The organism is Stenotrophomonas sp. YJH_SMC_57, assembly GCF_059369755.1.
This window is the reverse complement of record NZ_JCAFSZ010000015.1, coordinates 12,670-35,917: the sequence shown is the minus strand read 5'-3', so window position 1 is coordinate 35,917 and position 23,248 is coordinate 12,670. Positions and strand designations below refer to the sequence as shown.

Genomic DNA, 23,248 nt, shown 5'->3' with positions numbered 1-23,248 from the left:
GAATGAGCTGGGCAATGTATCCGTTCGTCGCGGGGGCGACCGCGTCCAGCTAAGACAGGCTGTCGTCAGGTGCGGTGACGACTTATTGACGCGCCGGTTATTGAAAGCGCGAGGCGATCCAATGTGCGATCAATAGCGACCTGATCCTGCCCACGGACCTTGCACTCCCAGAATTCAATGACTTTCCACCCAGCCGCTCGGAGTTCCCGCTGAACGCGGGCGTCTCGAGATTTGTTCGAGTCAATTTTTGCTTGCCAGAACTCCGGGCGCGTCTTCGGCAGTCGGTACAGCGGGCAATCATGCCCATGCCAGAAGCACCCATGCACGAACACCACGGTCCGATACTTCGGAAGCACGATGTCGGGCCTGCCAGGCAGCTTTGCACCACCCAGCCGATACCTCAGCCCCCGGGCATGGAGGCCCTTGCGGACAAGGACCTCCAGCTTGGTGTTCGAACCGCGGATCCGGGACATCTGCGCGGATCGCTGCTCCGGGGTGAGGCTGTCTGCCAAGGTCAGGCCTTGGCCTTTTTCTTAGCGGGCTTTGCAGGCTCCGAATCAGCCTTATGGAGCAGGTGAGGAACCATGATGCGGGCGACTTCAGCGATCACCGGAACAACAACCGAGTTTCCGAACTGCTTGTAGGCGCGGGTGTCCGATACCGGGATCCGGAAGTTGTCATCAAAGCCCATCAGACGGGCGCACTCGCGCGGCGTCAGTCGGCGCGGATTCTTCTTCGGGCCTTGGGAAATGAGGATCTCCGAACCGTCCTTATAGTAGCGCGCGGAGAGCGTGCGGCAGGTACTTTCCGGGGTCACCAGACCGAAGCCGAAGCCATTGCCCTTGTCGCGGTGCTTGGCGGCATAATTCTGCAGGTACTCCCACAGCTTGTCCGAGAGCGTGTACTTGTCCAGTACCTTGCCCTTCGTGCCACCGATGTAGGGTTGGTCCTCGCCCTCGCTGCCATCCTGCTTGTGCAGGACTGAGCCCATACGGGGCGAGATGCCGAAGTCCGGCAGTTGCAGGTCGTCCCACGTGAAGGCGGTCTCTTCGCGGAAGCCCACGATGATGATTCGTTCGCGGTGCTGGGGACCGAAGTGCTTGCCGTTGATGACCTTGGCATGCACGTGGTAACCAAGCTCGTTCTTCAGCACGTCCATGATGGTCGAGAAGGTTCGACCCTTGTCGTGACTCATCAGATTCTTCACGTTTTCCAGCAGGAAAGCGCGAGGACGCTTGGCATCGATGATGCGTGCCACGTCAAAGAACAGCGTTCCCTGGGTCTTGTCCGAGAAACCATGCGGACGACCGAGAGAGTTCTTCTTGGACACACCCGCGATGGAGAACGGCTGGCAGGGGAAACCCGCCAGGAGCACGTCGTGATCCGGCACGTCGTTCTCGTGGACCTTGGTGATGTCCGAGGCGAAGACGTGATCGGGACCGTCGTGGAAATTGGCCTTGTAGGTCTTGACCGCGTAGGGGTCCCACTCGCTGGTGAATACGCAGCGGCCGCCCTGCTTCTCGAAAGCGGTACGGATGCCACCGATGCCGGCGAACAGATCGATGAATCTGAACTGGCCTTCGCCGGACGGCGGCTCGCCGAAGGGCAGCAGGCGCTGGCGAATGGCGTCTGCGATGTAGGGCTTGGGTTCGGTCTCGCGCAGCTGCCAGCGGCGGACCGTCTTCGGATCAACTCCCAGTGCCTGGGCGACCTCCTTGGGGCTGAAGCGCTGGAGGGAGAGGTCGATCAGTTCGTACGCGTTCATGGGTGCTCCGGGAATTCGGGGGACAGTATGTCCAATTTCTTCCCGTGGGAAAAGCGGTCCTTCCAGCGGGTGACTCTTCGCAACTCAGTGATCCGTCCTGCTGGATCCGGTCATCGAGTAGTCGCGCTGGTGCGAGCGATCTCCGGCTCGTTGAGATCGGGCGAACCATAGCCGCTGCCGATCTCAAACGGTGCGACACCGCTGCGTGAGGATTCGGCTTGGAGCAGGCATCAGCGACACATGGACCGGCCGGGAGGTAGGTCTTGTGGGCGGTGGAGGGCGTGAGCGCTGGGGTTTTCACCGTACAGCACGGTGCTAAAGGTCCCGCTGTTGCGGCCGTAACCACCAATACGGCAACTTGGATGCTGCGTGTCAATTCACATTGAACTGAAGAAGGATGGATATGGCTGTTTTTTCGTCGTTGGGCGAGTTGGTCAAGCGCTTCAAGGCACTGGGTGCGAGGACAATCGTGTTCAAGCCGCTTGAGGAGAACGACAACAGGAAGCAGCAGATCTACGTCGGAGACTCTCTCGAAGCTGTCTATCATCTTCCCACGCATTGGAGACACGAGAAGGGCACCGATGGAGACATTCAAAAATCGGATCTCAACCTGCGCTGGGTGGACACGACGAGAGAGGAGCGGGCTCCCGAAGCGAAGCTGATCTTCTATCCGCAATATCCCGAAGTGAGACTTTCAGGTGTCCTGTCAGGCTGCCGCCTCGCGCCGCGAGAACACCTGCAGCCTGTGGCAAAGCCGGACCGGAAGGGATACGACGAACGGGTGCTGTTCCTCGGTATCAGCAGCGACGGCAGGGTAGTCGCTCATCTCGCTCCTGCCGGAAGTGCACTCTCGGCCGAAGCGCGGGGCATAGAGGACCAGGACTCACTGTTTACGCAACTGATCTGACAGCACAGACTTCGCGTCGCGCTTGCGAAGCTGTCGAGTTGAGCCGCTCCAGAGCGTGCAGACAGTCGCCAGGTTGATATCAGCCTGGAGGAGCCCCCTGCTGTGTCGTATCGGATGCTAGTGACGGTCTCGGCTCTGGACCAATCGATACGCACTACGGTTCCGGCACAATCCGCCCACTCCAATGCGACAGCACTGGCACAACGCAGGGAACGTCAATTTCCCTATCCGCATACAGCACAATCACAAGCTGCTCCAACGAGTTGTCCACCACCATCACGGGCTTGCCGTCGCAACTGACCTCGAAGTACCTCTCTCCCAGGTGCCGCGTGTCCAGCACCTGGCCCTCGCGCACAAGCCGAGCGGCCTCCTCGCGCATGACAGCAAACTCAGCGTCGGAGACTTTCCGAAAGGTCCGCAGTTGCAGGCCAACGCTGGGTACATGACAGCTGGCGATCGCCGCACACAGCGCCGCCAACAGGACGGCGCCATAGATCACAGGCCTCATTGGACGCTCTGCAGATAGGAGGTGGACCAGAAACAGTACGGTTGGCCGATAACGCGTGAAGAGTCAGCAATCGCGCGACAGATGGCTAAGTCCAGCTAGGCTACTTCTGCCCCTGCACCCGCTCAGTAGCCATCACAGTCAACGCCACACACGCCATCTTCAGCCCCTCCATCACCCGATCACCCACGTACTCCTCGTCGGTGCCGTTCTGCCGCGTGCGCTCCGCCGCCAGCATCAGTTCCGCCACCACACGTAGGCCGCCGAGCGCGCAATCGGCATCGGCCATCTGCATGCTGCGCCCGAGGCTCAGGTTGCGCTCGGGCCAGGGCTGCCCATCGGCAGCGGCGCCCGCACCAATGCGATGCAGCGTGGCGACAAATCCAAGGGGATAGGTGGAGGGATCTTTCTCGTGATCGGTGTTGGCCGGATCGCGTCGGGTGTTCACACCGGGTAGCTTCGTTGCGCTCATGGCAATGCTCCGTACAAGGACAGAAAGCAGCGCCGCTAATAAAGGCGGCGGACGATGCGTGGTTCGAAAGCCGGACAGTAACCAAGCCGGTGGGTCCGAAGACCCCCACGCACCGCCCGCCATTGAACGCGAACGGATTGCCAACCGGCGCCACGCAAGGTGACGCCGGCTGGCAAGCGCAAAACACATGGTTACTGAACGGGCTTTCGAACCCGCGCCACCCTTTTCCGGTGGCACGCCAAGAGATACCCGCGCAGTAGCCAAATGCCAAGAAACTGCAGAACCGGCGATTGCCAGTCCTGACGCTTTCGGCATTGTCGCACACGGTGTTAAGGCAGCAAACGATTGCGCTGCAATGGTCTTGAAGGGCTTGGCGTTATTGGCCCCAACCGCAGGGACGCCCCAGCCAGGGCACTGGGGTAGGGTCACTTGCGACAGACTGGACCAGCAGTCTAGGCGGCCGGCGCCTCGGTCTCCGGCGCGAACATCAACCGCACCCGAACCCGCACATGCTTCGCGACACCCTCAACCACGACCGGATCGAAGCGCCATTCATCCACCGCATCAAGCGCCGCACGATCAAACTCCCGCTGCCCGCTGGACCGCGCCACCATCACGTTGGACACGTGGCCCAGCTCATCCAGCTGAGCCACCAACAGCACCTGCAAGGGAAACTGCGGCAACGTGTCGGCGGCCGTGACCGGTGGTGTTGAATACACCACCGCAGGCGCCTGCTGCACCTTGAAGGTTGGGTTGTCCCCGGCCTCTACAAACACCTCCGTGGAAATACGGAGGTCTGTATCCATGGCCATGGCAGGCATAGCGCCCAGCAGCATCAGAACGAAGGTCAGTGCCAGGGCGGCGTTCAAACGGGGCATGCGTGGTTTCCATTCCAGTGCGCGACCAGCATAGCGGCCATCCTCTGGCATCGCTTGCCCCGAATACCGTGGGACACAGTTCACACAGGCACGCCGGGCCGCGGCCACAGCGCATCGTCGCGCTCCAGGTCATAGTCGCTGCCAAAGGCAAGCGCCGCCTCGCGCGGCGGAAGGTCTGCGTAGCAGCCCAGCAGGAACTCATCCATGCCGGCATCGTTGTGGTCGATGGCGAACAGACACAGCAGTTCCTTGTCGAACGCTTCCAGCCATGCGGCATCGATTCGGGTCATGGTCATCCTCCAGTTGGGTGGAGAGGATGACCTGCCTTCGTCTCAAGACGCTGGATTCAACCAGCCAAGCTGTCCTGCGGCCATTCCCAGCCCTCCGGAAGCAGCACTTCGGCCCGCCTCAGGCAGAATGGAAGCACCCACAATCGCAGCCCTTCGCTCCCCGGAAAGTCGAACACCGGTAGCGGCTGATCCAGCTTGTCGGTGCGCGGGTAGACCAGTGCAACCATGCCCTGTCCGCCCAGATAGCTGCGTCCATAGGCGTGTAGCTGGTAGAAATCATCCTGATGTAAGCCGTATTTGTGGGTGCCATTGGCCTGTCCGGCATCCAGCAACTTCCACTTGGTGTCCAGCACCAGTACGTCCGTCCGCTGCCGGCTCACCACCATGTCCGGCCGGAGCTGGAACCACTTTGCACCGCCGTGATGCACCAGGTGATGCCGCCTGACCTGAGTATCCAGCGCAAGATGCGCCGGTAGCTGCTTTTGGAAGTGCCTGGCCACGTACGCCTCGAACAATCGCTCCATCGGGAACAACAGCGAAGGTGCCTGCTGCGTGCCTACCGACGAAGTAGGCGACAGCCCTTGCAGGATCAAACGCGTCCAATCCAGCGCTTCTCGATAGGTGCGCATGTTGCGGTCCAGCTGAACCCGTTGCATGTCCTGGTCCGGATTGTGGCTGAGCGGCACCTCGGCGAAGAATGCCAACAGCTCCCGTGCCAGCCGCTGATGGTGGGTCAAGCGAGTCGCGGCAAGCACCTTTCGCAATGCCGTGTGGATCAGCCGGTTCTCCGGCCTGTCGATGCTGAACTCATCGTGGGCGGTGTGGAAGCGATCGGCACGTACCAGATTGCGGCGGAGATGCTGGGCCACGAGCAGCCTGCCGCGCAGCGCAGGCAGATCATCCTCACGTGTCTGGTACTGGCCGCGAAGCCCGCTGCGGGTCACTGCCACCACCGTACGCAGGAACTCGCCAACGAACACCTCCAGCAGCGGCATGCTGTCGGCGGCAAGCTGCGCGTTGCCGAACCGAAGGTGTGAGAACTGCTGCAGGCAACGCAGCATCCTCAGCAGCAGGCCGCGCGCCTCGCCGGCACCGGCGTCCAGCGCCTTGCCCACCTTGGGCAGGATCTCGATCTGCAGGCCGCCTGGCGCGGTAACCACGCCCACGTGGCTGGTGACCTGAATACCCCGGCGGCAACGGCGAACCCATGGGGACAACTTGCCGTCGATCAGCTCCAACGACTGCCGTTCCAGCCACCGGTAAACGCCATCGGGCACGACGCGCGCACCACCGGGCGCGGTGCCCGATGATGCCGGTACGAGTACGTCGTACTCGTGCAGGGTGAGCGTGGCCGCCGTGCTCACTCGTTGCCCAGCAGCGTGCTGTAGATGGCCACGTAGGCGTCTGGCTTGCTCAGAGCATCAGGATTGCGATTGAAACGCGGCCGTGCACCATGACCCTCGTCCGCAGCATTGGCGCCAAACAGTCGCTCCAGTGCCTCGTCATCGTTGGTGGTCTCCTGCACAAATTGCAGGCTTGAATGCTTCTGGTTGTCGCCAAGCACCAGCCGAATCTTCTGCCAGTCGTCGTAGAAGTATTCTTCCAGCAAAGGTAGGATCTGCTTCTCGAACAGCGCGGTCAGTGCAGTCATGCGCTCGCTGTCTTCCTTGATACTCTTCAACGGCATGAAGTAGGCATGACCGATCAGATGCTCGCGATCGTAAAGTGCTTCAATGCGTTGGTTCATTGCGGTGAGCAGCTTTGGGATATTGATGGAGACTTCATCCCTGTTGACGCGTAGACCTGCCAAAGGCGCCCCTTGCTCGTCCCTCGAGTCGGGCAGAACCTCCTCAAACTCGAATCGGCGGCGAAGGGCGGTATCCAGAGATGCCAGGGATCGGTCCGCGGTGTTCATGGTTCCGATGATGCTGACATTGCGCGGAACGGAGAACAGCCGCTGAGAGTAGGGCAGCGTGACCGAATGGCAGTTCTTCATATCGGTTCGCTTGTCCAGTTCAATCAACGTGATCAGTTCGCCGAAAATCTTACTGATGTTGCCGCGATTGATCTCGTCAATGACGATGGCGAACATTTCATCGGGATACTTGCGAGCCCGCTCGCAGAGCTTCAGGAACACGCCCGGACGAACTTCATAGCGCACCTGTCCCTGCGCGCTTTTCTCGATGACCGGGCGCAGCCCTTCGATGAAGTCCTCGTAGCCGTAGGATTGGTGGAAGGTAACAAAGCTGTAGCGCTTGGTTTCGCCTTCCGCAACGGATTTGTCGTCCTCGTCGGCTGTGAACTGATCATCCAACAGGAACTTTAGTTGGTATGTCTTGCCGGTTCCTGGCGGACCGAAGTAGATGCGATTGAACGCAAGCATCTCCGCAACTTCGCTCTGCACCGCTGGCAGTCCTTCATCGCTCTCGTCTGCCTCCGACAGGTCAAGCGTGGCCGACGAGTCATCGCTGGCCTGCGCCGGCCAGAAGCCCTCGCGCTCTTCGTCGGTTCGAATCAGCTCCTGCAAGGCTTCATCATCGGCCTCCAGCGCGGCCGCGATGTTGTCGACCATCTTCTCAGAGATGGCCTTGCGAACGAACTTGGAAATGCTCGGCAACTCAGGTCGCCAGGTGACCCGGCAGGCGAGGGAACCCGTCACCAGCCCAACCACCGAAACGGCACGCGCGCTGCCAGCGTTCTTCCGGCCAAAGCGCAGATGGGTGTGGGTACCTGCGAACCACCAGTCCATTCCCGAGTAATGCACCAGCCGAGCCAGTCTGCAGAATTGCTCTGTCTCTTCTGTGTTCCAACCCTTGCGCATGGTGCGGAAGTCTTCGTTGATATCGAAGTGTTTCAGCACGGCATCCGGCTCAACTTCGTCGGGCTGACCAATGCGCTCTGCAACTTCGTCATAGCTGAGCCCGAACTCGGCGATAGCGTTCAAACTCCACGCCACCAGATCATCCATGCCAAGCGACAGCCCCTTGTCGATCGGTAGTATTTTGACGATGTGTGAGGACTGAAATGGACCACGCAACTTCAGATAGGCCTCACGCATGGGGTTGTTGTCTTGCAGCTTCACCGTGTCGATCTTGACGACGAAGCCGTCATGGCCATTGAGGCCAACGGTGTAGGCTAGTGAAGGCGGCGAGGCAGCATCGGGATAGATCTTGGCCCAGTTGTACCCTGCGAAGTGGTTGCCCTGGTTGGTGGGGCGTCGACGGATACTGACGCGACCATTGGGGAAGCGCGCCGCCTTGATGCGGTTTGCCCAGTCCCGCGTCAGATCGTAGGCCTGGCGCAGCTTCTTGTACGCGGCCTCATGCGCGGCATCGGTTTGATCGAACTTCTTCCCTTGCAGCGACTGCAGCAGGTTGAAATCTTCTTGCGTGAAGAATTCGGACATCGGGCCTTCCATTCCTTGACGATGCAGGCGGACTCATTCCGCCTTGGAGTGATTGCAGCACCTAGTGCTAGGCGGCAGCAACGGGTGGAACTTTAGGGCGGGCCGCCGGTAATGAATCCCACTCGGCATCCTTACGGGCCTGCAACGCCCCCTCGTTGGCACCACGCGGCTGCGGATGGGCGTTTGGCAGGGGTGGCGCGGGGGCGTAGTACCGGAGACCACCCCCGCCCGCTGTCTCCTGTTAACATTCCCCCCGCAACCCAGCCAGCCCACCCCGCGCAAACCGCGCCGGAGCGGGCCGTCGCAGTACGGCCCAGCGAGCCAGGACACCCTCCCGTGCCCTTTCAAGGATGCTCGCATGTTCCCTCATTCCGCTCTCCGCTCGGCCGCCCTGGCCCTTGCCGTCTCGCTCAGCCTTGGCGTGCCGTCCGCGTTCGCCGATAACGCCCCCGCCGCCAGTGCCAGCACCGCCGTGCAGCGCCAGGCCGTGGCCAAGGGCCTGTACGAACTGGCCTACAGCCCGAAACAGAACGCCGTGTTCGTGGCCTCGTCCGGTGGCTTCGGCGATGACGCCGGCCCGGCCCAGGTGCTGCGCCTGAACCCGGCCACGCTGGCCGTGGAAACCCGCATCCCGCTGGAGCGCAAGGCGTTCGGCGTGGTGCTGGATGACGCCCACAACCGCCTGTACGTGGGCAACACCGTGGACCTGTCGGTGACCGTGGTCGATACCGCACAGAACAAGGCCATCGGCACCATCCAGCTGATGGAGAAGAAGACCGGCAAGGACGGCAAGGCCGCCTACACCCACGACCTGCGCGAGCTGGTGGTGGACAGCGCCGGCAACCGCCTGTACGTGACCGGCCACAGCAGCCAGCCGGACGTGAGCAGCGTGCTGTTCGTGATCGATACCACCACGCTGAAGGTGATCAACACCATCGACGGCCTGGGCAACGCCAAGGCGCCGGGCCTGGCGCTGGATGCAGCCAACAAGCGCGTCTACACCAGCAACCTGCTGGCCGACCTGGTAGTGGTGGGTACCGATTCGAACAAGGTGGTGGCGCAGCACAAGATCGCCGCCGAGCAGCCGATGAACATCGCGCTGGACCCGGCCGGCAAGCGACTGTTCGTGACCGACCAGGGCTCGGAATTCCTGCGTGGCTACCAGGCCAAGAGCAGCGGCCTGGTCAGCAAGCACCCGGGCCAGCGCGTGCTGGTGCTCGACCGCAGCACCGGCAAGGAACTGGCCAGCATCCCGACCGATGCCGGTCCGCTGGGCATCCTGCTGGATGCACCGCGCAAGCGCCTGTACGTGACCAACCGCGAAGCCGGTACGGTGACGGCGTACAACAGTGACAGCTACCAGAAGGTGGCCACCTACAAGGTGCCGACCCACCCGAACAGCCTGGCGCTGGATGCGAAGAACAACGTGTTGTTCGTGAGCATCAAGAACGGCGAGAAGGACGACAAGGGCGCTGACGAGAGCGTGGCGCGGATTCAGTTGTAAGCAATGTGGAATGGCCACCAGGGGAGCCGCGTTCCCTTGGTGGCCATTCTGAAGTCAATGCAGCAAAGTAGCGACTGCCCATCCACGCATCTGGCAGCATGTTCGAGACAGGACGTTACATCGAGAAGTTCAAGAGTCTCAGCAAGGAATTGAAGCTGTACGCGGTGGGACTGCTGCCTCTGGCAATCGGATCGTTTGGGCCCTTGCTGGGGATGCATGCAGGCTGGTGCCTCGCTCTTTTGGCAGTAGGCTGCCTCTGCATGGCGATCGGCTTGCTGTTCCGACTGGTACCCCTGTGCAGAACCGTGTGGGAGAAGCCTGCGGTTCGAAGACTTGTTCTGCTCTTTCATCTGGGCGTACTGGTAGTAACGGCCGCGGTGGCGCGTAACATCATGACGTCGGCAACTGGCTTGCCGGGGCAGGACTTCACCCTGGCGACCAGCGCGCTCGCACTACCACTCTATCCACTCGTTTGGCTGTGGTTCGTTGTACTGGTCATGGGCGTTACCGTCGTTGCCCTGCAATTGGTACTCGGGCTGGTGGCAATCGCGCAGTTTCTCCTGTCCGCACACGTGCCGTCGGTTGGCCGAAAGGTCAGGTCGCGCATTGGTGGAAGTCTCTACGTTTCTACGATGCGCATGATCGGTCTCGCCGTGCTGTTTGTTGCCCTGACGATTCCCCTCCATTTTTCCCCTTCATGGAAGCCAAGCCTCGAGCGGCTGGGTAGATGGGCTGCGTTCTATGGGGATTATCAGAGCGCGCACCGGTATCCTGGAATTCCCTTGGATGCTCGGGTTCTGATGCACGCCAACGGCGTCTATTCGACTGCGCATCGCCAGCCGCGAGGTGAGATATCCATCGATGTTCACTACTGGCGAGGGCCCGATAGCGCAGCGAGCGATCCGAATGCGCAGAGCAGAATCCTGACCGGAGCCGACGGTGGCGGACCGTAGTCGGGGCGGGAGGCTCATCTTCCTCAATCCGCCGGCCGATGGTCATAGCTGATCACCCGTTCCACCTGCCACTGCCCATCCACCCGCCGCCACACCTGGACGAAACGCGCCTGGCCGGTCCAACGCTCCACACCCTTCGCATCGCGCTCGTGGAAGCGGTGGTCGCCGATCTCCAGCGCCCGCTCGTCGTGCAGCGGAAACACCTGCAGCGAGCTTTCCACCAGCTCACGGCGCAGCTGCGTGTGGTTGGCACGGTTGCTTTCGCACAGCGCGGCCACGCTGCGCCGGAAGTCGTCGCGGTTATTTGCGGACTTGCCGGCCTTGTCATGGAAGAACTCCATGTCCTCGGTGGTCATCGACGCGGCCTTGTTTGCATCGCAGGCGTCGAACGCGGCGGCGAACAGCTGCGTATCGGCCTGGCGGATCTGTTCGCGCAGGCTGTCGGGCGCGGTCGGGGCAGCGGCAAGGCCGGCGGCCAGCAGGGGCAGGGTGAGCAGCAGCATGGCGAATCTCCCGGAAGTGGTCCGCGCAGGCTGGCACGGTCCACCGCACCCTGTCGCTGCGCTGCGACGAAACCGGCGCTGGACGCGATGAAGCGGGAATCTGGCGGGGCGGGCGTCCCTCCAGCCTGTGCACGCCGTGTCACAGCGCGCCGCGATTCCCTCACGGGCGGCATAGGGGCGGGGTTCTAGCCTGCAATTCTTCCCCTCCACAGGAGCCCCCATGCCTGCCTCCCGCATCCGCCTGCACGTTGAAGACACTGGCGGCGATGGCCGCCCGGTCATCCTGATCCACGGCTGGCCGCTGTCGGCCGACGCCTGGAAGACGCAGGTGTCGATCCTGCGCGATGCCCAGTACCGGGTGATCAGTTATGACCGACGCGGCTTCGGCCGCTCCGAGAAGCCCGCTGACGGCTACGACTACGACACGTTGGCGGCGGACCTGGCCGCGCTGATTGAAGAACGCGACTTGCGCGACGTGACGCTGGTCGGTTTCTCGATGGGCGGTGGCGAGGTGGCACGCTACGTGGCCAACCACGGCGAGGACCGCCTGCATAGCGTGGTGTTCGCCGCCGCTGTGCCGCCCTACCTGCTGAAGAGTGACGACAATCCGGATGGCCCGCTGACCCAGGACAAGGCCGACGAGATGCGCAGCGGGCTGGAGAAGGACCGCGAGAGCTTCTTCGATGGCTTCACCCGCGACTTCTTCAGTGCCGATGGAAAGTTGATGGTGACCGAAGAGCAGCGCCAGGCGGCGATCGCGCTGTGCCACCAGTCCGACCAGACGGCGGCGCTGGGTTGCATGCAGTCCTTTGCCACCACCGACTTCCGCGATGACCTGAAGAAGATCACCGTACCGACGTTGATCCTGCACGGCGACAGCGATGCCATCGTGCCGTTTGAAGGCTCAGGGGAGCGCACGCACCAGGCTATCGCGGGCAGCGAGGTGGTGATCCTGGAAGGCGCGCCGCACGGCTGCAACACCAGCCATGCCGACCACTTCAATCTGGCGCTGCTGAACTTCCTGAAGAAGTAAGCTGGCGCCATGCGCAAGACCGAAACCCCGCCGTGGAAGAAGCCCAACCCCAAGGGCCAGAAATCCCAGCCGCTGTCGCCTGCCCAGAAAGAGGCAGCGCGGCAGCGGGCGGAGGAGAACGGGCGCCCGTATCCGAATCTGGTCGACAACATGTGGGCCGCCAAGCTGCCGCGCGAGGTGTAAGCCTGGCAGCCGAGCGCGGGCTGGGCGCTAGGGGTCGCTCAGCGGTTCCCAGCCGGCGTCCATCCAGGGCGCTACCCGCGCCTGGCGCACCGAAACCGCGCCGGCCGGCAGGCCAGACCGCTGTGCCAGCTCGGCCTGCAATGCCACCGCATCCACGGCGGTGGGAAGCGCCACTTGCAATCGATCGTCGAGGTGGCGGATCTGCACCGGAAGCCGTGCGCGTGCTTCATGGTCGCCGCCGAAGCGGCCGATCGGATAGCGCATCGTTACCGGGCGCGCCAGCGGCGCCAGCGAGGGCCGCCATCGCTGCAGCACCACGGCCTGTGCCGCCACCGGAACGCGGACTTCAGCCAGCGTGACCGGGTAGCCGCGCACGCTCTCGACCATCACCTGGAAGCGCGCGCCGTCGGGCATGGCCACCACCGTGGCTGCCAGCGCAGCGATCGCCACCATCACGCCCAGCAGATGCCAGCGGCGCGGTGCGCTGGCGGGGCGGGTTGCGGTGCGCAGGCTTGGCCAACGACGCAGTGCACGTGCGTACAGGCGTCGGTCCTTCTTGCGCGGGCTGCTGCTGTGCGCAGGCAGGTTCAGCGGAACCCGCGGCAGGCGGGCAACGCGTGCATTGATCAGGCGCGACACGCCCCACGCCGCCAGTGCGAATGCCAGCAGTGGCAGCAGTGTTCGCACCACCAGGTACAACGTCACCATCCTGTGCACGTCCTCACATATGCATCCACTTCAATCGACATCCTACCGATAGGCGCCAGCTGTTGTCGTATCTGCCAGCCGACAGCGGTGGTGTGGCTGGATAGCATGGCGCGTTGTTGTCATGGATGAATCGATGCGCTCTGCTGTTTCCCGCCTCGGCCGCCTGTTCGGGCCGGGGGTGATGGTGTTTCTGTTGCAGCTGGTGGCGCTGCTGTCGCTTGGCCTGGGGGCCGGCTGCTTCCACTCCCGCGTGGATCTGCTGCTGGTGCCGGTGGTGGACGGCTGCGGTGGTCCCGATCCCGTGGCGCGCCTGCGCGTGGCCGAGCAATTGCTGGCGCGCGCCGAAGCGCTGGATGATTGGCAACCGCTGCGCTGGATTCCGCTGGTGGGCACGCTGCTGGCGCTTCTCGGCGCGGCGACGGTCTGTGCGCTGCGTGCCATGCCCCAACAGTACCGCCTGGGCAGGCTGCGCGGGGGGCTGGTGGCGCTGCATGTGGGCGTGCTGGCGTTGGCAGGGTGGACGCTGCACCTGTACGAGGATGCGTGGAGCAGCGTGGCAAGGCTGTCGCCGGCGGCCTGCCTGGTGGACCTGACCGAGCAGGGCCGGATGCCGTTGGCACAGGCCCAGCAGGTGGTGCTGCACGTGCTCACCCGCGAATACACCCCGTTGCAGCGCAACCCGGATGATCTGGCGATGATGGCGGTATCGCTGCTGATGACCGCGATGGTGGCCAGTATCGTGCTGTGGCGTGCGGCGGCCAAGGGTATGCGGACGCCTACCTGATCGCGCTACAGTCCACGCATTGCCCCGACAAGGAAGTGCTGATGCGTGCGTTGTTGCGAGCCCTGCCGTTGCTGTTGCTGTCGCTGGCGGTGCAGGCGGCCGAGGTGGACCGCCGCATTGCGGTGACCATCGATGACCTGCCCTGGGCGCGGGTGGATGAGATCGTGCCGGCGGACCTGCAGGCGCGGCATGCCGCGTTGATGGCGCAGCTGCGCCAGGCGGACGTGCCGGTGGTGGGCTTCGTCAACGAGAACAAGCTGGAAGTGGACGGGCAGGTGCAGCCTGCGCGCGTGCAGATGCTGCGCGACTGGCTGGACGCGGGCTATGTGCTGGGCAACCACACGTACTCGCACATGGACCTGAACGCCAAGGGCGTGGCGGCGTTCCAGCAGGATTTCCTGCGTGGGGAAACGGTGCTGCGGCCGTTGCTGGCCGAGCGTGGGCAGGTGCCGCAGTGGATGCGCCACCCCTACCTGCGCGCCGGGCGTAACGCGGAAGAGCGCGTGCAGATGGACGCGTTCTTCAAACAGCACGGCTATCGCGTGGCGCCGGTGACGGTCGACAACGGTGAGTGGGTGTGGGCGTTCGCCTATGCCAACGTGATGAACGAGCAGCCCGATTCGGCCGAGCGCGAGGCGACGCTGGCACAGCTGCGCAAGGGCTATGTGCCGTACATGCTGAACAAGCTGGACTACTACGAAAAGCAGTCGCAGGCACTGCTGGGCTATGCGCTGCCGCAGGTGTGGCTGATGCACGCCAACGAGCTCAACGCGGCCACGTTTGCCGAACTGGTGGCGGCGACCAAGCGGCGTGGCTATCGCTTCGTGTCGCTGGACGAAGCGATGCGTGACCCGGCCTATGCGCGTGGCGCCGAAGGCTACAACGGCCGCTACGGTCCCAGCTGGCTGCACCGCTGGGCGATGGCGGAGAAGAAGCCGAAGGACTCCTACGCCGGGGAGCCGGTGGTGCCGAAGTGGGTGATGCAGTTGGCCAAGGTGGATTCGGAGTGAGGCCCAGCGCTGCGGGTGTTGCCCGCAACGGAGATCGCCCCCGGCGCTGAAGCATCGGATCTGCCCCGTTCACCCGGTTGGAGAATGGGGCGTGTAATCCAATGCTCCAGTGATCCTTGATCAGCCGATCGTGCCGCTCGCGCACATCTTTGACAGTTCCCCATCCTGTGAGGCGCGCTCTCTCAGCCCAGGTACCTTCTCGTAGTGCGCCTCAAGGTAGCGAATACCCGTGTCACGGCCGATGCCCACGCACTGGATCTTGGCTGCGTTGATGACAGTATCCATGCGAACCTTGCCGGTTGCGCCCGACGACAGCTGGATGGCCCTGACGATGCTCTCGTTCGCATCAGCAAGATTGGATGTGCGCAGACCGGCATATGCACGTGCGTTCCACGCCTCTGCGTTGGAGGCATCAACGGTTGTTGCGGCCTGGAAATACTGAAAGGCAAGGTTGGCCTTTCCGCTGACCAGCGCATCTCTGCCTGCTCTCAGGTAATCCTCGGCCGTGGGAGGGGGGGCAGCTGGCGCGGGGACGTTGGCCGAAGCCTGGCCTACGTCGCTCTCGCTGGAGAGGCTCAATGCGCTCGCTCGGAAGGAGATGATGCGCACTTGGACGAGCCGGAAATCCGTTTCGGAGAAGTAAGCCTTTGCTCGGTCGAGGAGGTGCAGGAATACCTGCTCGTCCCGGGACACGATCTGGGCTTCATACTTTTCCATGAATGCCATGATCATCTGATCAAGCTGTCTATCGGCCTGGCTCTGCTGGTGGCCGATGCTTGCATTCTTGAACGCTCTGTCCTCGATCCCGGTCTGCTTCTGTTCCTCCCGCCGCTGATCTTCGGAGCGCGATGCCAACTGGTGAGCGGCGAATGCAATGAAGACCATGCAGGTTGGAATCACGATCTTGCTGATGACTTCCCCGATGAACTTGCCTAGATTGGTGAATGCTGCCTTCCATGGCCGTGGGTTCGACATGCTGGTGTTCCGAGAGGCTTTCTACGCTATCGGCATGCCGGCAATGATCTTGAACCTCTGCGCTAGGCGCGGCGCACCGCCAGTACGCCGTCCAGCGCCAACTCCGCCTTGAAACCGGCCTTTTCCAGCCGCTTGGCCACTTCGCGCGGGACGTCGCGGCCGCTGGTCAGCTTGTTCGGCGCGCCGGTGTAGTGGAACAGGCGGCCGCCCTTGCGGATGACGCGGGCGAGGTGGTCATAGAACACCTGGGAGTACAGCTCGCCTGCAATGCCGAAACGCGGCGGGTCATGCAGGATCGCGTCGACGCTGTTGCTGGCCACCTGCTCGATCTGCTGCGAGACGTCGCCGTGGCTGAACTGCAGGCGGCCATCGGCGGCGGCCGAGTCCGGGTCCGGCGACCACGGGTTGAGCGTGCGCAGCCACATCACGTCGGCGTTCTTCTCGAACGAGCGGATCTGACCGACGCCGGCCTCCAGCGCGCAGGCGGCGAAGTAGCCGAGGCCGCCGCAGGTATCGAGGATGACCTTGCCGGCCGGCGCGACCAGCTCGACCTTGCGGCGTGCGTCCTCGAACGGCGACAGCTTGGAGGTCGGCAGCATCTTGATGCCGTCGATCTCGAAGGTGGGCGCGCCCCACTCGGTGGGCACCAGCTTGATCAGCGAGCCGCTGTAGCGCGAGATCGGCGCGAACTCCTCGCCATCCCAGTAGTACAGCGTGCGGTCCTTCAGCTTGCCCGGCCACGGGTAGACCTGGCCGCGGAAGTGGAAGCCGTCGGCATCCAGTGCCACGGTGTCCTGGCTGCGCCCCAGATCAAGCGAGCCTTGCCAGTCGGCGGCGCCCTTGTCATGGGCACGGCGCAGGGTGTCGGCGCTGTCGCGGGTCAGCAGGGGGCCGGTGTAATGGGGCACGGCGGGTACCGGGGCGGTTCGGGGGAGGGCATGGTACCGCAGCTGTTGCAGGGCCGAGACGGGGCTCGACGTGGGTACAGGTGAAGCCGTGGGTGGTTCCTTCCCCTGCAATCATGCCGACACCACGTGAGGGCTGCATGCCCTGCAGCGCGCACGAGCGTCGATGGACCTCCTGGGTTTCGGGTGGCTGACGATCGAAGTCGTAGCGCATGGTCCCATCCTCCCGCAGCAGCCAGTGCACGGTGACCCGTTCGTGGCTGCCGTCGCCGAGATCCCAATCCAGAGTGCGCATCAGCAGAATCTGGCCATCAGGTAGTTCCTGGACTTGGTCATAAGCGCCTTGGGTCTTGGCGACACCTATCGCAAGCAGCAGAAAGAGCATCATGGAACGTTCCTCAAAGACCAGAGGATGTGCCCACTCCGCGCCATAAGGCCATCAGAATCATTGCGTATTACGGGCACTTCACCGCATACACCGGTCCGGCGCCGATCAGCATCAGCGCCATGTAGTCGCTGTCGCTGGCCTTGCCTTTCAGTGTGGCGCCCTTGTTGAAATGGAAGATGCCGAAGCCGCCGGCCATGCGGATCAGCGCGCTGTCGATCTGCGCAGCATCGTCGCGGAAGTAGCGGCTGATCTCGCTGTTGCTGGCCTTGTGCAGGGCATTCGGCTCACGCTGCCACTGGCCGTCGCGGTTGAAGGAGACGAAGTACTGGCCCCCTTCCTTCTCGATGCGGAAGTCGGCGGGCTTGCGCGCGCTGGTGGCGAAACAGCCCTGCAACGGGTCGGCGGAGAAGGGAAGCCCGGCATCACCGCTACAGGCGGTGAGCAGCAGGAGGGCACCGGGCAGCAGCAGGTGGAGCGTGCGCATGGGATGTCCCTACGGGGCAGGTGCGGCTAGTGTAGGCAGCAGGCGGGCACGGCCCGTACAGGAATTCGGCAAGAGAAGAGGGGTTTTCGGATGGCGCAGGGCAAGGCACCGTGGTGCGGCGTGGCCAGTTGGTTGGGCATGGTGGTCGGCTGGGGCGCGGGCACAGTGGCCGCACAGGCGGCGGTGGCGGCCGGTGGCAATGGCCTGGCCGCGGGCATGGGCGTGGCGGTGCTGGGTGCGGCGCTGGTGGGTGCCGGCTTTGCCGTGGCATCGCGCGTGCGCGGCGAGCGTTGGCCGTGGATCGGCATTGCCGGTGCGGTCGTGAGCGCGCTGCCGCTGCTGATGTACCTGCTGCGGATGATGCTGAAGCTCTGATGGTAGTGCCGGCCGCTGGCCGGCAACTGCAGGTTGCCTGCGGAGTTCATGGGGTTGCCGGCCAGCGGCCGGCACTACCGGATGCGGGTCATGCGCTGCGGTGGATTTCCACGGTCACGTGCACCAGTTCTTCATGGATCGCCAGCGCATTGCGCACGGTATCGGCATCCAGGCGGGCATCGCTGGTGACGACGCTGGCGCTGACCGCGTACTTGCCGCGGCCGACCTGCCAGACGTGCAGGTCGGCCAGGCGTGCCGGCCACGGGCCCTGCTCGATCACTTCGCGCACTTCGGCCACCACCGGTGCATCCATCTGCGCGTCGAGCAGGATACGGCCACTGTCGCGCAGCAGGCCGATCGCCCACACCGTGACCAGCACCGCGCCGACCAGGCCCATCACCGGGTCCAGCCAGGTCAGGCCCAGCAGCTTGCCGCCGAGCAGGGCAACGATGGCCAGCACCGAGGTGGCGGCGTCGGCCAGCACGTGCACGTAGGCCGAGCGCAGGTTGAGGTCGTGACCGTGTGCATGGCCGTGGTGATCGTGGTCATGCCCGTGGGGATGATCATGGCCGTGACCGTGGTGGTGATGCGCATGGCCCGGGCTGTCATGCAGCCACCACGCGCACAGCAGGTTCACGCCGAGCCCGACCGCCGCGATGGCGATGGCTTCGTTGTAGTGGATCGGCGCCGGCACCCACAGCCGTTGCAGCGATTGCACGGCCATCAGCGCCGCAACACCGAGCAGTGCGATGGCACTGGTGTAGCCGGCCAGGATCTCGATCTTCCAGGTGCCGAAGGCGAAGCGCGGGTCGTGTGCATAGCGGCGCGCACAGCGGTAAGCGAACACCGACAGGCCCAGCGCGAGCGCGTGCGAGCTCATGTGCCAGCCGTCGGCGAGCACGGCCATGGAGTTGAACCACCAGCCGCCGATGATCTCCACCAGCATCATGCCGACGGTGAGCCACAGGGCGCGGCGGGTGTTGCGCTCGGCCAGCGGGTTGCCGTCGTCGAAGCGATGTTCGTGGCGACGGGCGGCGGCGAGGGTGTCCAGGTGCATGGTGGCCCGAGGCGTGGAGTGGATACCCCCATAGGGTATATGATCCGGCCATGGCGCATGTACACAAGAACCGAAAGCAGCTGCTGACCCGGGTACGCCGTATCGGCGGCCAGGTGGCGGCGTTGGAGCAGGCGCTGGACCGGCCCGAAGGCCAGGCCGGCGACTGCGCGGACGTGCTGGTACAGGTCGCCGCGGTGCGCGGCGCCGCCCACAGCCTGCTGATGGAGCTGCTGCACGAGCACCTGCAGGAGCATGTGGTGGGCGCGGAGGATCCGCAGCAGCGGGCCGCCGAGGCTGAGGTACTGGTGGAACTGCTGCGCCGCTACGGCAAATAGCTGGCGTGGTGTCGGGCGCTGGCCGGCAACGTCAGGTGGTGGCGGGGTTCATGCGGTTGCCGGCCAGCGGCCGGCACTACCGGGTATGTCCGGCGTTCATGGGGATGCCGGCCAGCGGCCGGCACTACCGGGTGTGTCCGGGGTTCATGGGGATGCCGGCCAGCGGCCGGCACTACCGGGTATGTCCGGTGTTCATGGGGATGCCGGCCAGCGGCCGGCACTACCCGTGCCGCTGCCGCGCGTTCCACAGATGCGTTGCGGCCAGCAGCAGGCTGCCGGTGACGGTCAGGGGTGTTTCCCAGCTGTGCGAGGGCAGCGCCAGCGCACCGGCCAGCAGCAGGCCCAGCCCCGTGCCAGCGGTGGCCCAGGCCAGCAGCGGCAGCGGCCGACGGCGCTCCGCCCGCCACAGCGCATAGCCGGTCAGCGGCAGGGCGATGGCCACGAACAGCAGGTGCACCCATTCTGCTTCGGCCCAGGCGCCGAGCAGCGGCAGCGCGGCGGCAAGCAGGGGCAGCGCCAGGCAGTGCAGCAGGCACAGGCTGGACAGTGCGACCGCGCCGGCATCCAGCAGGGCAGCGGAGGGCGACTTCATCGGGGGAGGTTCCTTGCTTGACAAGTGTTATACAGTAACATTTCCGTTCCGCAGCCAACCCGCTCCGACATGAACACTGTTTCCCGCGCCGACCGTCGCCTTCCGGTCACCGTGCTGTCCGGCTTCCTCGGGGCCGGCAAGACCACCCTGCTCAACCAGATCCTGCGCAACCGCGAGGGCCTGCGCGTGGCGGTCATCGTCAACGACATGAGCGAGGTCAACATCGATGCGCAGCTGGTGCGCGAGGGTGGCGCCGAACTGCGCCGCACCGAAGAGACGCTGGTGGAGTTCAGCAACGGCTGCATCTGCTGCACGCTGCGCGATGACCTGCTGCAGGAAGTGCGGCGCCTGGCCGATGCCGGCCGTTACGACTACCTGCTGATCGAATCAACGGGCATCGGCGAGCCGATGCCCGTGGCCGCCACCTTCGCGGTGCGCGACGAGCACGGCTTCAGCCTCAGTGACATCGCGCGGTTGGACACGATGGTGACGGTGGTCGATGGCAGCGCGTTCCTGGCTGACTTCGGCTCGACCCTGCGCCTGGCCGAGCGCGGCCAGCAGGCCGGGCCGGAGGATGACCGCGGCGTGGTCGACCTGCTGTGCGAGCAGGTGGAATTTGCCGACGTGATCGTGGTCAGCAAGGTTGACCAGGTGGACGACGAAGTACTGCAGGACACCCTGGCGGTGCTGCGCGGGCTGAACCGCGATGCCAAGCTGTTGTTGTCCAGCTTCGGTGACGTGCCGCTGAGCGAGCTGCTGGACACCGGTCGCTTCGACATGGAGCGTGCGCAACGTGCACCGGGCTGGGTGAAGGAGCTGCGCGGCGAGCACACGCCGGAAACCGAGGAATACGGCATCGCCAGTTTCGTCTACCGTTCGCGGCGCCCGTTCCATCCCGCGCGGTTTGCACGCGCGCTGCAGTCGGGCATGCCGGGCGTGATCCGCAGCAAGGGCTGGTTCTGGCTGGCCAACCGCATGGACTGGGTGGGTGAGTTGAACACCGTGGGTGCGGCAACGCGCACGCAGGCGGCGGGTTTCTGGTACGCCGCGCGCGAGCGCGTGCGCGCCGGGCAGGAAGACACCACGCCGCTGCTGCCACCGACGCCGCTGCCCTACAGTGACCTCGGCTGGGCGCGGCAGCAGGCCGAGTGCTGGAGCGCGCCGCTGCCGGGCCTTGAGGAATTCCCGGACATGGCCGCGCACTCGGCGATGCAGCGCCTGTGGCACCCGCTGTGGGGCGACCGCCGCCAGGAGCTGGTGGTGATCGGTGTGCACATGGATGAGCGCGCCGTGCGTGCGGAACTGGACGCGTGCCTGCTGAACGATCAGGAGCTGCGCGCCGGTCCGCTGCTGTGGCAACAATTGCCGCAGGCCTTCCCGGTGTGGAAGCGGTGAGCAGGATACCGTTGTAGAGCCGAGCCCACGCTCGGCTGCTGTTCCGGTCGATCCACGCCATGCGTGGATGCCGGCATGGCGGAGTCGAGCAAGCTCGACTCTACAATGCGTCGCGCCACTGCCAGTTGTCGGTGGTCACCTGCAGCACCTGCGTGGGCCGCAAGGCCTGCAGCAGGTGCCGGTCATGGCTGACCATCACCAGGGCACCGGGCCAGGCCACCAGCAGGTCTTCCAGCGCCTGCAGCGCGCCCAGGTCCAGCGCGTTGCCGGGCTCGTCCAGCAGCAACAGCTGGGGTGCCGGATCGGCATACAGCACGCTGGCCAGCGCACCCTTTACCCGTTCGCCATCACTGAGGCTGCCGGAGGGGCGAAGGATGCGCTGTGCATCCAGCCCGAGCAGGGCCAGGCGCGTGCGCAGTTCAGCGGGATCGGCCGCCGGGTTGGCGGCCTGCACGGTATCGAGGATGCTGCGCTCGCCGGACAAGCCCAGCAGCTGCTGGTCCAGCAGGGCAAGCGGCGCATGCCGCTGCACGCTACCCGCGCGTGCCGGCAGCTGGCCGGCCAGCACGCGCAGCAGCGTGGACTTGCCGCTGCCATTGTCACCGACCACCGCGATGCGCTGCCCGCGACGGATCTCCAGCTGCAACGGGGCACTGCAGCCATGCGGCAACACCAGCGATTGCGCCTGCAGCAGGCGCGCGCTGCCGCGTTCGCCTTCACCGGCAAACAGCGCCAGTTCCGGCGTGGCATGAACCGCTGAGGCCGCCGCGCGCAATTGATCGGCACTGGCCTGCAGGCGATCGGCCTGCACCTGCTGCGCGCGGCCGTGGCTGGCCTCGGCGCGCTGCTTCTGCCGGCCGAGCAGGATCGGTGCCTGGTTGGCCTGCTTCGCCTCGTGGTTGCCACGCGCCTGCCGCTGTTGCTGGCGTTCGTGCTGTTCACGCGCGCTGCGTTGCTGCTGCCGGTGCTGCGCGCGCGCATGGTCGAGCTGGGCGGCGGCGGCCTCACGTTCAGCCGCACGCGCGTCGGCGTAGTGCTGCCACGGCCCGCCATAGCGGTGCAGCCCACGCGCATCAAGTTCGACGATCTGCTGCATCTGTTCCAGCAGCTCACGGTCGTGGCTGATTGCCAGCAGTCCGCCACGCCACTGCTGCAACTGGTGGTACAGCTGCTGGCGATGGCGTGTGTCGAGGTGGTTGCTGGGCTCGTCGAGGATCAACCAGTCGGCACCGCTGGCCCAGGCCCCGGACAGCGCGACCTGCATCGCCTGGCCACCACTGAGGCGCGCGGCGGGTTGGGCGGGCTCGAGGTCGTCGGGCAGGCCTACTGCCTGCCATTGCTGCTGCAGGCGTTCGCGCAGGTCCCAGCGGTCACCGACGCGGGTGAAGTCGGCCTCGTCCACGCTGCCGGCTTCGATGCGCGCGAGCGCGGCCAGTGCTTCGCCGACACCGGCCAGCGCGCCAACGGTGCCAGAGGGTGGATAGCCGGGTGTCGGCAACAGGAACACGCGGCCGCTGCGGCGCACCTGGCCGCTGTCTGCTGACAGGTGGCCGGCCAGCAGGCGGGCGAGCACGCTCTTGCCGGTGCCATTGGCACCGACCAGGCCGGTGGCGACCGGTTCAAAGGAAAACGACAGATCGGAAAACAGCGGACGGCCGTCGGCCAATCGATACGACACGCGATCGAGCGTGAGGGAATGCGGGGTCATGCGACCTCCATGGATGCCGGGTTCTCCCCTGCGCGCAGGGGCGGGAAGAGTCAGGCCGTCTGATGGGAAGACGGCGGCATCAATGGCGCATTGGTCGCGAGCCTCTGGGAGGAATGAGGGGACAGTATAGCGG

Annotated in this window: 26 protein-coding genes; 10 read left to right on the top strand and 16 right to left on the bottom strand. The window is 64.6% G+C overall.

The genetic code is table 11. The annotated features are described in order from the left end of the window. Positions 1 to 65: 65 nt before the first annotated feature. A complete protein-coding gene (locus tag AC5P7U_RS18300; RefSeq protein WP_197564271.1) occupies positions 66 to 512 on the bottom strand; it encodes a DNA mismatch endonuclease Vsr in 447 nt (148 codons plus the stop codon). Positions 513 to 514: 2 nt separating this feature from the next. Beyond that, positions 515 to 1,765, bottom strand: a complete 1,251-nt coding sequence (gene dcm / locus AC5P7U_RS18295; RefSeq protein WP_197564272.1) for a DNA (cytosine-5-)-methyltransferase — start codon at positions 1,763 to 1,765, stop codon at positions 515 to 517. 397 nt (positions 1,766 to 2,162) lie between these two features. Here dcm and AC5P7U_RS18290 point away from each other — a divergent pair, with 397 nt between their 5' ends. Beyond that, positions 2,163 to 2,672 (top strand): hypothetical protein, encoded by a 510-nt coding sequence (locus AC5P7U_RS18290; RefSeq protein WP_197564273.1) that lies wholly within the window; start codon positions 2,163 to 2,165, stop codon positions 2,670 to 2,672. Positions 2,673 to 2,826: 154 nt separating this feature from the next. Here the strand turns inward: AC5P7U_RS18290 and AC5P7U_RS18285 are convergent, their stop codons facing one another. From AC5P7U_RS18285 to AC5P7U_RS18260, 6 genes are all read right to left on the bottom strand, one after another. Then, positions 2,827 to 3,180, bottom strand: coding sequence for a hypothetical protein (locus AC5P7U_RS18285; RefSeq protein ID WP_197564274.1), 354 nt, complete (start codon positions 3,178 to 3,180; stop codon positions 2,827 to 2,829). 100 nt (positions 3,181 to 3,280) lie between these two features. Then, positions 3,281 to 3,649 carry a hypothetical protein gene (locus AC5P7U_RS18280; RefSeq protein ID WP_414555063.1) on the bottom strand — a complete coding sequence of 123 codons (369 nt, stop codon included), beginning with the start codon at positions 3,647 to 3,649 and terminating at the stop codon, positions 3,281 to 3,283. A 452-nt stretch (positions 3,650 to 4,101) separates the two neighbouring features. Beyond that, positions 4,102 to 4,527: an energy transducer TonB gene (locus tag AC5P7U_RS18275; RefSeq protein WP_414555062.1), complete on the bottom strand. Its 426-nt coding sequence runs from the start codon at positions 4,525 to 4,527 to the stop codon at positions 4,102 to 4,104. A gap of 80 nt (positions 4,528 to 4,607) precedes the next feature. After that, complete coding sequence (locus AC5P7U_RS18270) at positions 4,608 to 4,817, bottom strand: hypothetical protein (protein ID WP_180880425.1); 210 nt, start codon at positions 4,815 to 4,817, stop codon at positions 4,608 to 4,610. A gap of 56 nt (positions 4,818 to 4,873) precedes the next feature. Beyond that, the gene (locus AC5P7U_RS18265; protein ID WP_414555061.1) at positions 4,874 to 6,181 is read right to left on the bottom strand and encodes an McrC family protein; all 1,308 of its coding nucleotides are present in this window, start codon (positions 6,179 to 6,181) and stop codon (positions 4,874 to 4,876) included. After that, complete coding sequence (locus tag AC5P7U_RS18260) at positions 6,178 to 8,223, bottom strand: McrB family protein (protein ID WP_414555060.1); 2,046 nt, start codon at positions 8,221 to 8,223, stop codon at positions 6,178 to 6,180. The genes AC5P7U_RS18265 and AC5P7U_RS18260 overlap by 4 nt, the downstream gene beginning before the upstream one ends. Before the next feature lie 358 nt (positions 8,224 to 8,581). Here AC5P7U_RS18260 and AC5P7U_RS18255 point away from each other — a divergent pair, with 358 nt between their 5' ends. Together AC5P7U_RS18255 and AC5P7U_RS18250 are read left to right on the top strand one after the other, a co-directional pair. Beyond that, the gene (locus AC5P7U_RS18255; protein ID WP_040009068.1) at positions 8,582 to 9,727 is read left to right on the top strand and encodes a YncE family protein; all 1,146 of its coding nucleotides are present in this window, start codon (positions 8,582 to 8,584) and stop codon (positions 9,725 to 9,727) included. A gap of 98 nt (positions 9,728 to 9,825) precedes the next feature. Continuing rightward, positions 9,826 to 10,680, top strand: a complete 855-nt coding sequence (locus tag AC5P7U_RS18250) for a hypothetical protein (RefSeq protein ID WP_197564278.1) — start codon at positions 9,826 to 9,828, stop codon at positions 10,678 to 10,680. Positions 10,681 to 10,703: 23 nt separating this feature from the next. On the opposite strand, the gene AC5P7U_RS18245 is transcribed toward AC5P7U_RS18250, so the two are convergent. Further along, complete coding sequence (locus AC5P7U_RS18245) at positions 10,704 to 11,183, bottom strand: DUF4440 domain-containing protein (RefSeq protein ID WP_414555059.1); 480 nt, start codon at positions 11,181 to 11,183, stop codon at positions 10,704 to 10,706. Positions 11,184 to 11,403: 220 nt separating this feature from the next. Here AC5P7U_RS18245 and AC5P7U_RS18240 point away from each other — a divergent pair, with 220 nt between their 5' ends. Together AC5P7U_RS18240 and AC5P7U_RS18235 are read left to right on the top strand one after the other, a co-directional pair. After that, complete coding sequence (locus AC5P7U_RS18240) at positions 11,404 to 12,216, top strand: alpha/beta fold hydrolase (RefSeq protein ID WP_180880438.1); 813 nt, start codon at positions 11,404 to 11,406, stop codon at positions 12,214 to 12,216. Between the two features lie 9 nt (positions 12,217 to 12,225). Next, the gene (locus tag AC5P7U_RS18235) at positions 12,226 to 12,399 is read left to right on the top strand and encodes a hypothetical protein (protein WP_187299790.1); all 174 of its coding nucleotides are present in this window, start codon (positions 12,226 to 12,228) and stop codon (positions 12,397 to 12,399) included. Positions 12,400 to 12,426: 27 nt separating this feature from the next. Here the strand turns inward: AC5P7U_RS18235 and AC5P7U_RS18230 are convergent, their stop codons facing one another. Further along, positions 12,427 to 13,107 carry a hypothetical protein gene (locus AC5P7U_RS18230; protein WP_495221326.1) on the bottom strand — a complete coding sequence of 227 codons (681 nt, stop codon included), beginning with the start codon at positions 13,105 to 13,107 and terminating at the stop codon, positions 12,427 to 12,429. A 133-nt stretch (positions 13,108 to 13,240) separates the two neighbouring features. On the opposite strand from AC5P7U_RS18230, the gene AC5P7U_RS18225 reads away from it, so the two are divergent. Both AC5P7U_RS18225 and AC5P7U_RS18220 read left to right on the top strand, forming a co-directional pair. Then, complete coding sequence (locus tag AC5P7U_RS18225) at positions 13,241 to 13,891, top strand: hypothetical protein (protein ID WP_414555058.1); 651 nt, start codon at positions 13,241 to 13,243, stop codon at positions 13,889 to 13,891. 41 nt (positions 13,892 to 13,932) lie between these two features. Next, complete coding sequence (locus tag AC5P7U_RS18220; protein WP_414555057.1) at positions 13,933 to 14,901, top strand: polysaccharide deacetylase family protein; 969 nt, start codon at positions 13,933 to 13,935, stop codon at positions 14,899 to 14,901. Positions 14,902 to 15,021: 120 nt separating this feature from the next. Here the strand turns inward: AC5P7U_RS18220 and AC5P7U_RS18215 are convergent, their stop codons facing one another. The 3 genes from AC5P7U_RS18215 to AC5P7U_RS18205 all read right to left on the bottom strand — a co-directional run bounded on the left by AC5P7U_RS18215 (position 15,022) and on the right by AC5P7U_RS18205 (position 17,653). Beyond that, positions 15,022 to 15,876, bottom strand: coding sequence for a hypothetical protein (locus AC5P7U_RS18215; protein ID WP_197564284.1), 855 nt, complete (start codon positions 15,874 to 15,876; stop codon positions 15,022 to 15,024). 62 nt (positions 15,877 to 15,938) lie between these two features. After that, positions 15,939 to 16,835, bottom strand: coding sequence for a class I SAM-dependent methyltransferase (locus AC5P7U_RS18210; RefSeq protein ID WP_414555077.1), 897 nt, complete (start codon positions 16,833 to 16,835; stop codon positions 15,939 to 15,941). A gap of 401 nt (positions 16,836 to 17,236) precedes the next feature. After that, positions 17,237 to 17,653 carry a hypothetical protein gene (locus AC5P7U_RS18205; RefSeq protein ID WP_414555056.1) on the bottom strand — a complete coding sequence of 139 codons (417 nt, stop codon included), beginning with the start codon at positions 17,651 to 17,653 and terminating at the stop codon, positions 17,237 to 17,239. Positions 17,654 to 17,743: 90 nt separating this feature from the next. Here AC5P7U_RS18205 and AC5P7U_RS18200 point away from each other — a divergent pair, with 90 nt between their 5' ends. After that, entirely contained in the window at positions 17,744 to 18,028 is a 285-nt protein-coding gene (locus AC5P7U_RS18200; protein WP_006437851.1) for a hypothetical protein, read from the top strand. Positions 18,029 to 18,116: 88 nt separating this feature from the next. On the opposite strand, the gene dmeF is transcribed toward AC5P7U_RS18200, so the two are convergent. Continuing rightward, the gene (gene dmeF, locus AC5P7U_RS18195) at positions 18,117 to 19,085 is read right to left on the bottom strand and encodes a CDF family Co(II)/Ni(II) efflux transporter DmeF (RefSeq protein ID WP_414555055.1); all 969 of its coding nucleotides are present in this window, start codon (positions 19,083 to 19,085) and stop codon (positions 18,117 to 18,119) included. Positions 19,086 to 19,135: 50 nt separating this feature from the next. Between dmeF and AC5P7U_RS18190 the strand changes: the two genes are divergently transcribed. Continuing rightward, the gene (locus AC5P7U_RS18190) at positions 19,136 to 19,420 is read left to right on the top strand and encodes a metal-sensing transcriptional repressor (RefSeq protein WP_053448637.1); all 285 of its coding nucleotides are present in this window, start codon (positions 19,136 to 19,138) and stop codon (positions 19,418 to 19,420) included. 220 nt (positions 19,421 to 19,640) lie between these two features. Here the strand turns inward: AC5P7U_RS18190 and AC5P7U_RS18185 are convergent, their stop codons facing one another. Beyond that, positions 19,641 to 20,012 (bottom strand): MerC family mercury resistance protein, encoded by a 372-nt coding sequence (locus AC5P7U_RS18185; protein ID WP_495221323.1) that lies wholly within the window; start codon positions 20,010 to 20,012, stop codon positions 19,641 to 19,643. A 69-nt stretch (positions 20,013 to 20,081) separates the two neighbouring features. Here AC5P7U_RS18185 and AC5P7U_RS18180 point away from each other — a divergent pair, with 69 nt between their 5' ends. Then, a complete protein-coding gene (locus AC5P7U_RS18180; RefSeq protein WP_164242708.1) occupies positions 20,082 to 21,407 on the top strand; it encodes a GTP-binding protein in 1,326 nt (441 codons plus the stop codon). Between the two features lie 100 nt (positions 21,408 to 21,507). On the opposite strand, the gene AC5P7U_RS18175 is transcribed toward AC5P7U_RS18180, so the two are convergent. Next, positions 21,508 to 23,115 carry an ABC-F family ATP-binding cassette domain-containing protein gene (locus AC5P7U_RS18175; RefSeq protein ID WP_495221321.1) on the bottom strand — a complete coding sequence of 536 codons (1,608 nt, stop codon included), beginning with the start codon at positions 23,113 to 23,115 and terminating at the stop codon, positions 21,508 to 21,510. Positions 23,116 to 23,248: the final 133 nt, after the last annotated feature.

Coding starts and splice junctions, on each gene's coding strand:
- AC5P7U_RS18245 (WP_414555059.1), bottom strand. CDS start 11,183: ATGCTGCTGCTCACCCTGCCCCTGCTGGCCGCCGGCCTTGCCGCTGCC.
- AC5P7U_RS18225 (WP_414555058.1), top strand. CDS start 13,241: ATGCGCTCTGCTGTTTCCCGCCTCGGCCGCCTGTTCGGGCCGGGGGTG.
- AC5P7U_RS18190 (WP_053448637.1), top strand. CDS start 19,136: ATGGCGCATGTACACAAGAACCGAAAGCAGCTGCTGACCCGGGTACGC.
- AC5P7U_RS18270 (WP_180880425.1), bottom strand. CDS start 4,817: ATGACCCGAATCGATGCCGCATGGCTGGAAGCGTTCGACAAGGAACTG.
- AC5P7U_RS18280 (WP_414555063.1), bottom strand. CDS start 3,649: ATGAGCGCAACGAAGCTACCCGGTGTGAACACCCGACGCGATCCGGCC.
- AC5P7U_RS18220 (WP_414555057.1), top strand. CDS start 13,933: ATGCGTGCGTTGTTGCGAGCCCTGCCGTTGCTGTTGCTGTCGCTGGCG.
- AC5P7U_RS18275 (WP_414555062.1), bottom strand. CDS start 4,527: ATGCCCCGTTTGAACGCCGCCCTGGCACTGACCTTCGTTCTGATGCTG.
- AC5P7U_RS18250 (WP_197564278.1), top strand. CDS start 9,826: ATGTTCGAGACAGGACGTTACATCGAGAAGTTCAAGAGTCTCAGCAAG.
- AC5P7U_RS18180 (WP_164242708.1), top strand. CDS start 20,082: ATGAACACTGTTTCCCGCGCCGACCGTCGCCTTCCGGTCACCGTGCTG.
- AC5P7U_RS18260 (WP_414555060.1), bottom strand. CDS start 8,223: ATGTCCGAATTCTTCACGCAAGAAGATTTCAACCTGCTGCAGTCGCTG.
- AC5P7U_RS18200 (WP_006437851.1), top strand. CDS start 17,744: ATGGCGCAGGGCAAGGCACCGTGGTGCGGCGTGGCCAGTTGGTTGGGC.
- AC5P7U_RS18175 (WP_495221321.1), bottom strand. CDS start 23,115: ATGACCCCGCATTCCCTCACGCTCGATCGCGTGTCGTATCGATTGGCC.
- AC5P7U_RS18255 (WP_040009068.1), top strand. CDS start 8,582: ATGTTCCCTCATTCCGCTCTCCGCTCGGCCGCCCTGGCCCTTGCCGTC.
- AC5P7U_RS18205 (WP_414555056.1), bottom strand. CDS start 17,653: ATGCGCACGCTCCACCTGCTGCTGCCCGGTGCCCTCCTGCTGCTCACC.
- AC5P7U_RS18230 (WP_495221326.1), bottom strand. CDS start 13,107: ATGGTGACGTTGTACCTGGTGGTGCGAACACTGCTGCCACTGCTGGCA.
- AC5P7U_RS18215 (WP_197564284.1), bottom strand. CDS start 15,876: ATGTCGAACCCACGGCCATGGAAGGCAGCATTCACCAATCTAGGCAAG.
- dcm (WP_197564272.1), bottom strand. CDS start 1,765: ATGAACGCGTACGAACTGATCGACCTCTCCCTCCAGCGCTTCAGCCCC.
- AC5P7U_RS18235 (WP_187299790.1), top strand. CDS start 12,226: ATGCGCAAGACCGAAACCCCGCCGTGGAAGAAGCCCAACCCCAAGGGC.
- AC5P7U_RS18185 (WP_495221323.1), bottom strand. CDS start 20,012: ATGAAGTCGCCCTCCGCTGCCCTGCTGGATGCCGGCGCGGTCGCACTG.
- AC5P7U_RS18290 (WP_197564273.1), top strand. CDS start 2,163: ATGGATATGGCTGTTTTTTCGTCGTTGGGCGAGTTGGTCAAGCGCTTC.
- AC5P7U_RS18240 (WP_180880438.1), top strand. CDS start 11,404: ATGCCTGCCTCCCGCATCCGCCTGCACGTTGAAGACACTGGCGGCGAT.
- dmeF (WP_414555055.1), bottom strand. CDS start 19,085: ATGCACCTGGACACCCTCGCCGCCGCCCGTCGCCACGAACATCGCTTC.
- AC5P7U_RS18285 (WP_197564274.1), bottom strand. CDS start 3,180: ATGAGGCCTGTGATCTATGGCGCCGTCCTGTTGGCGGCGCTGTGTGCG.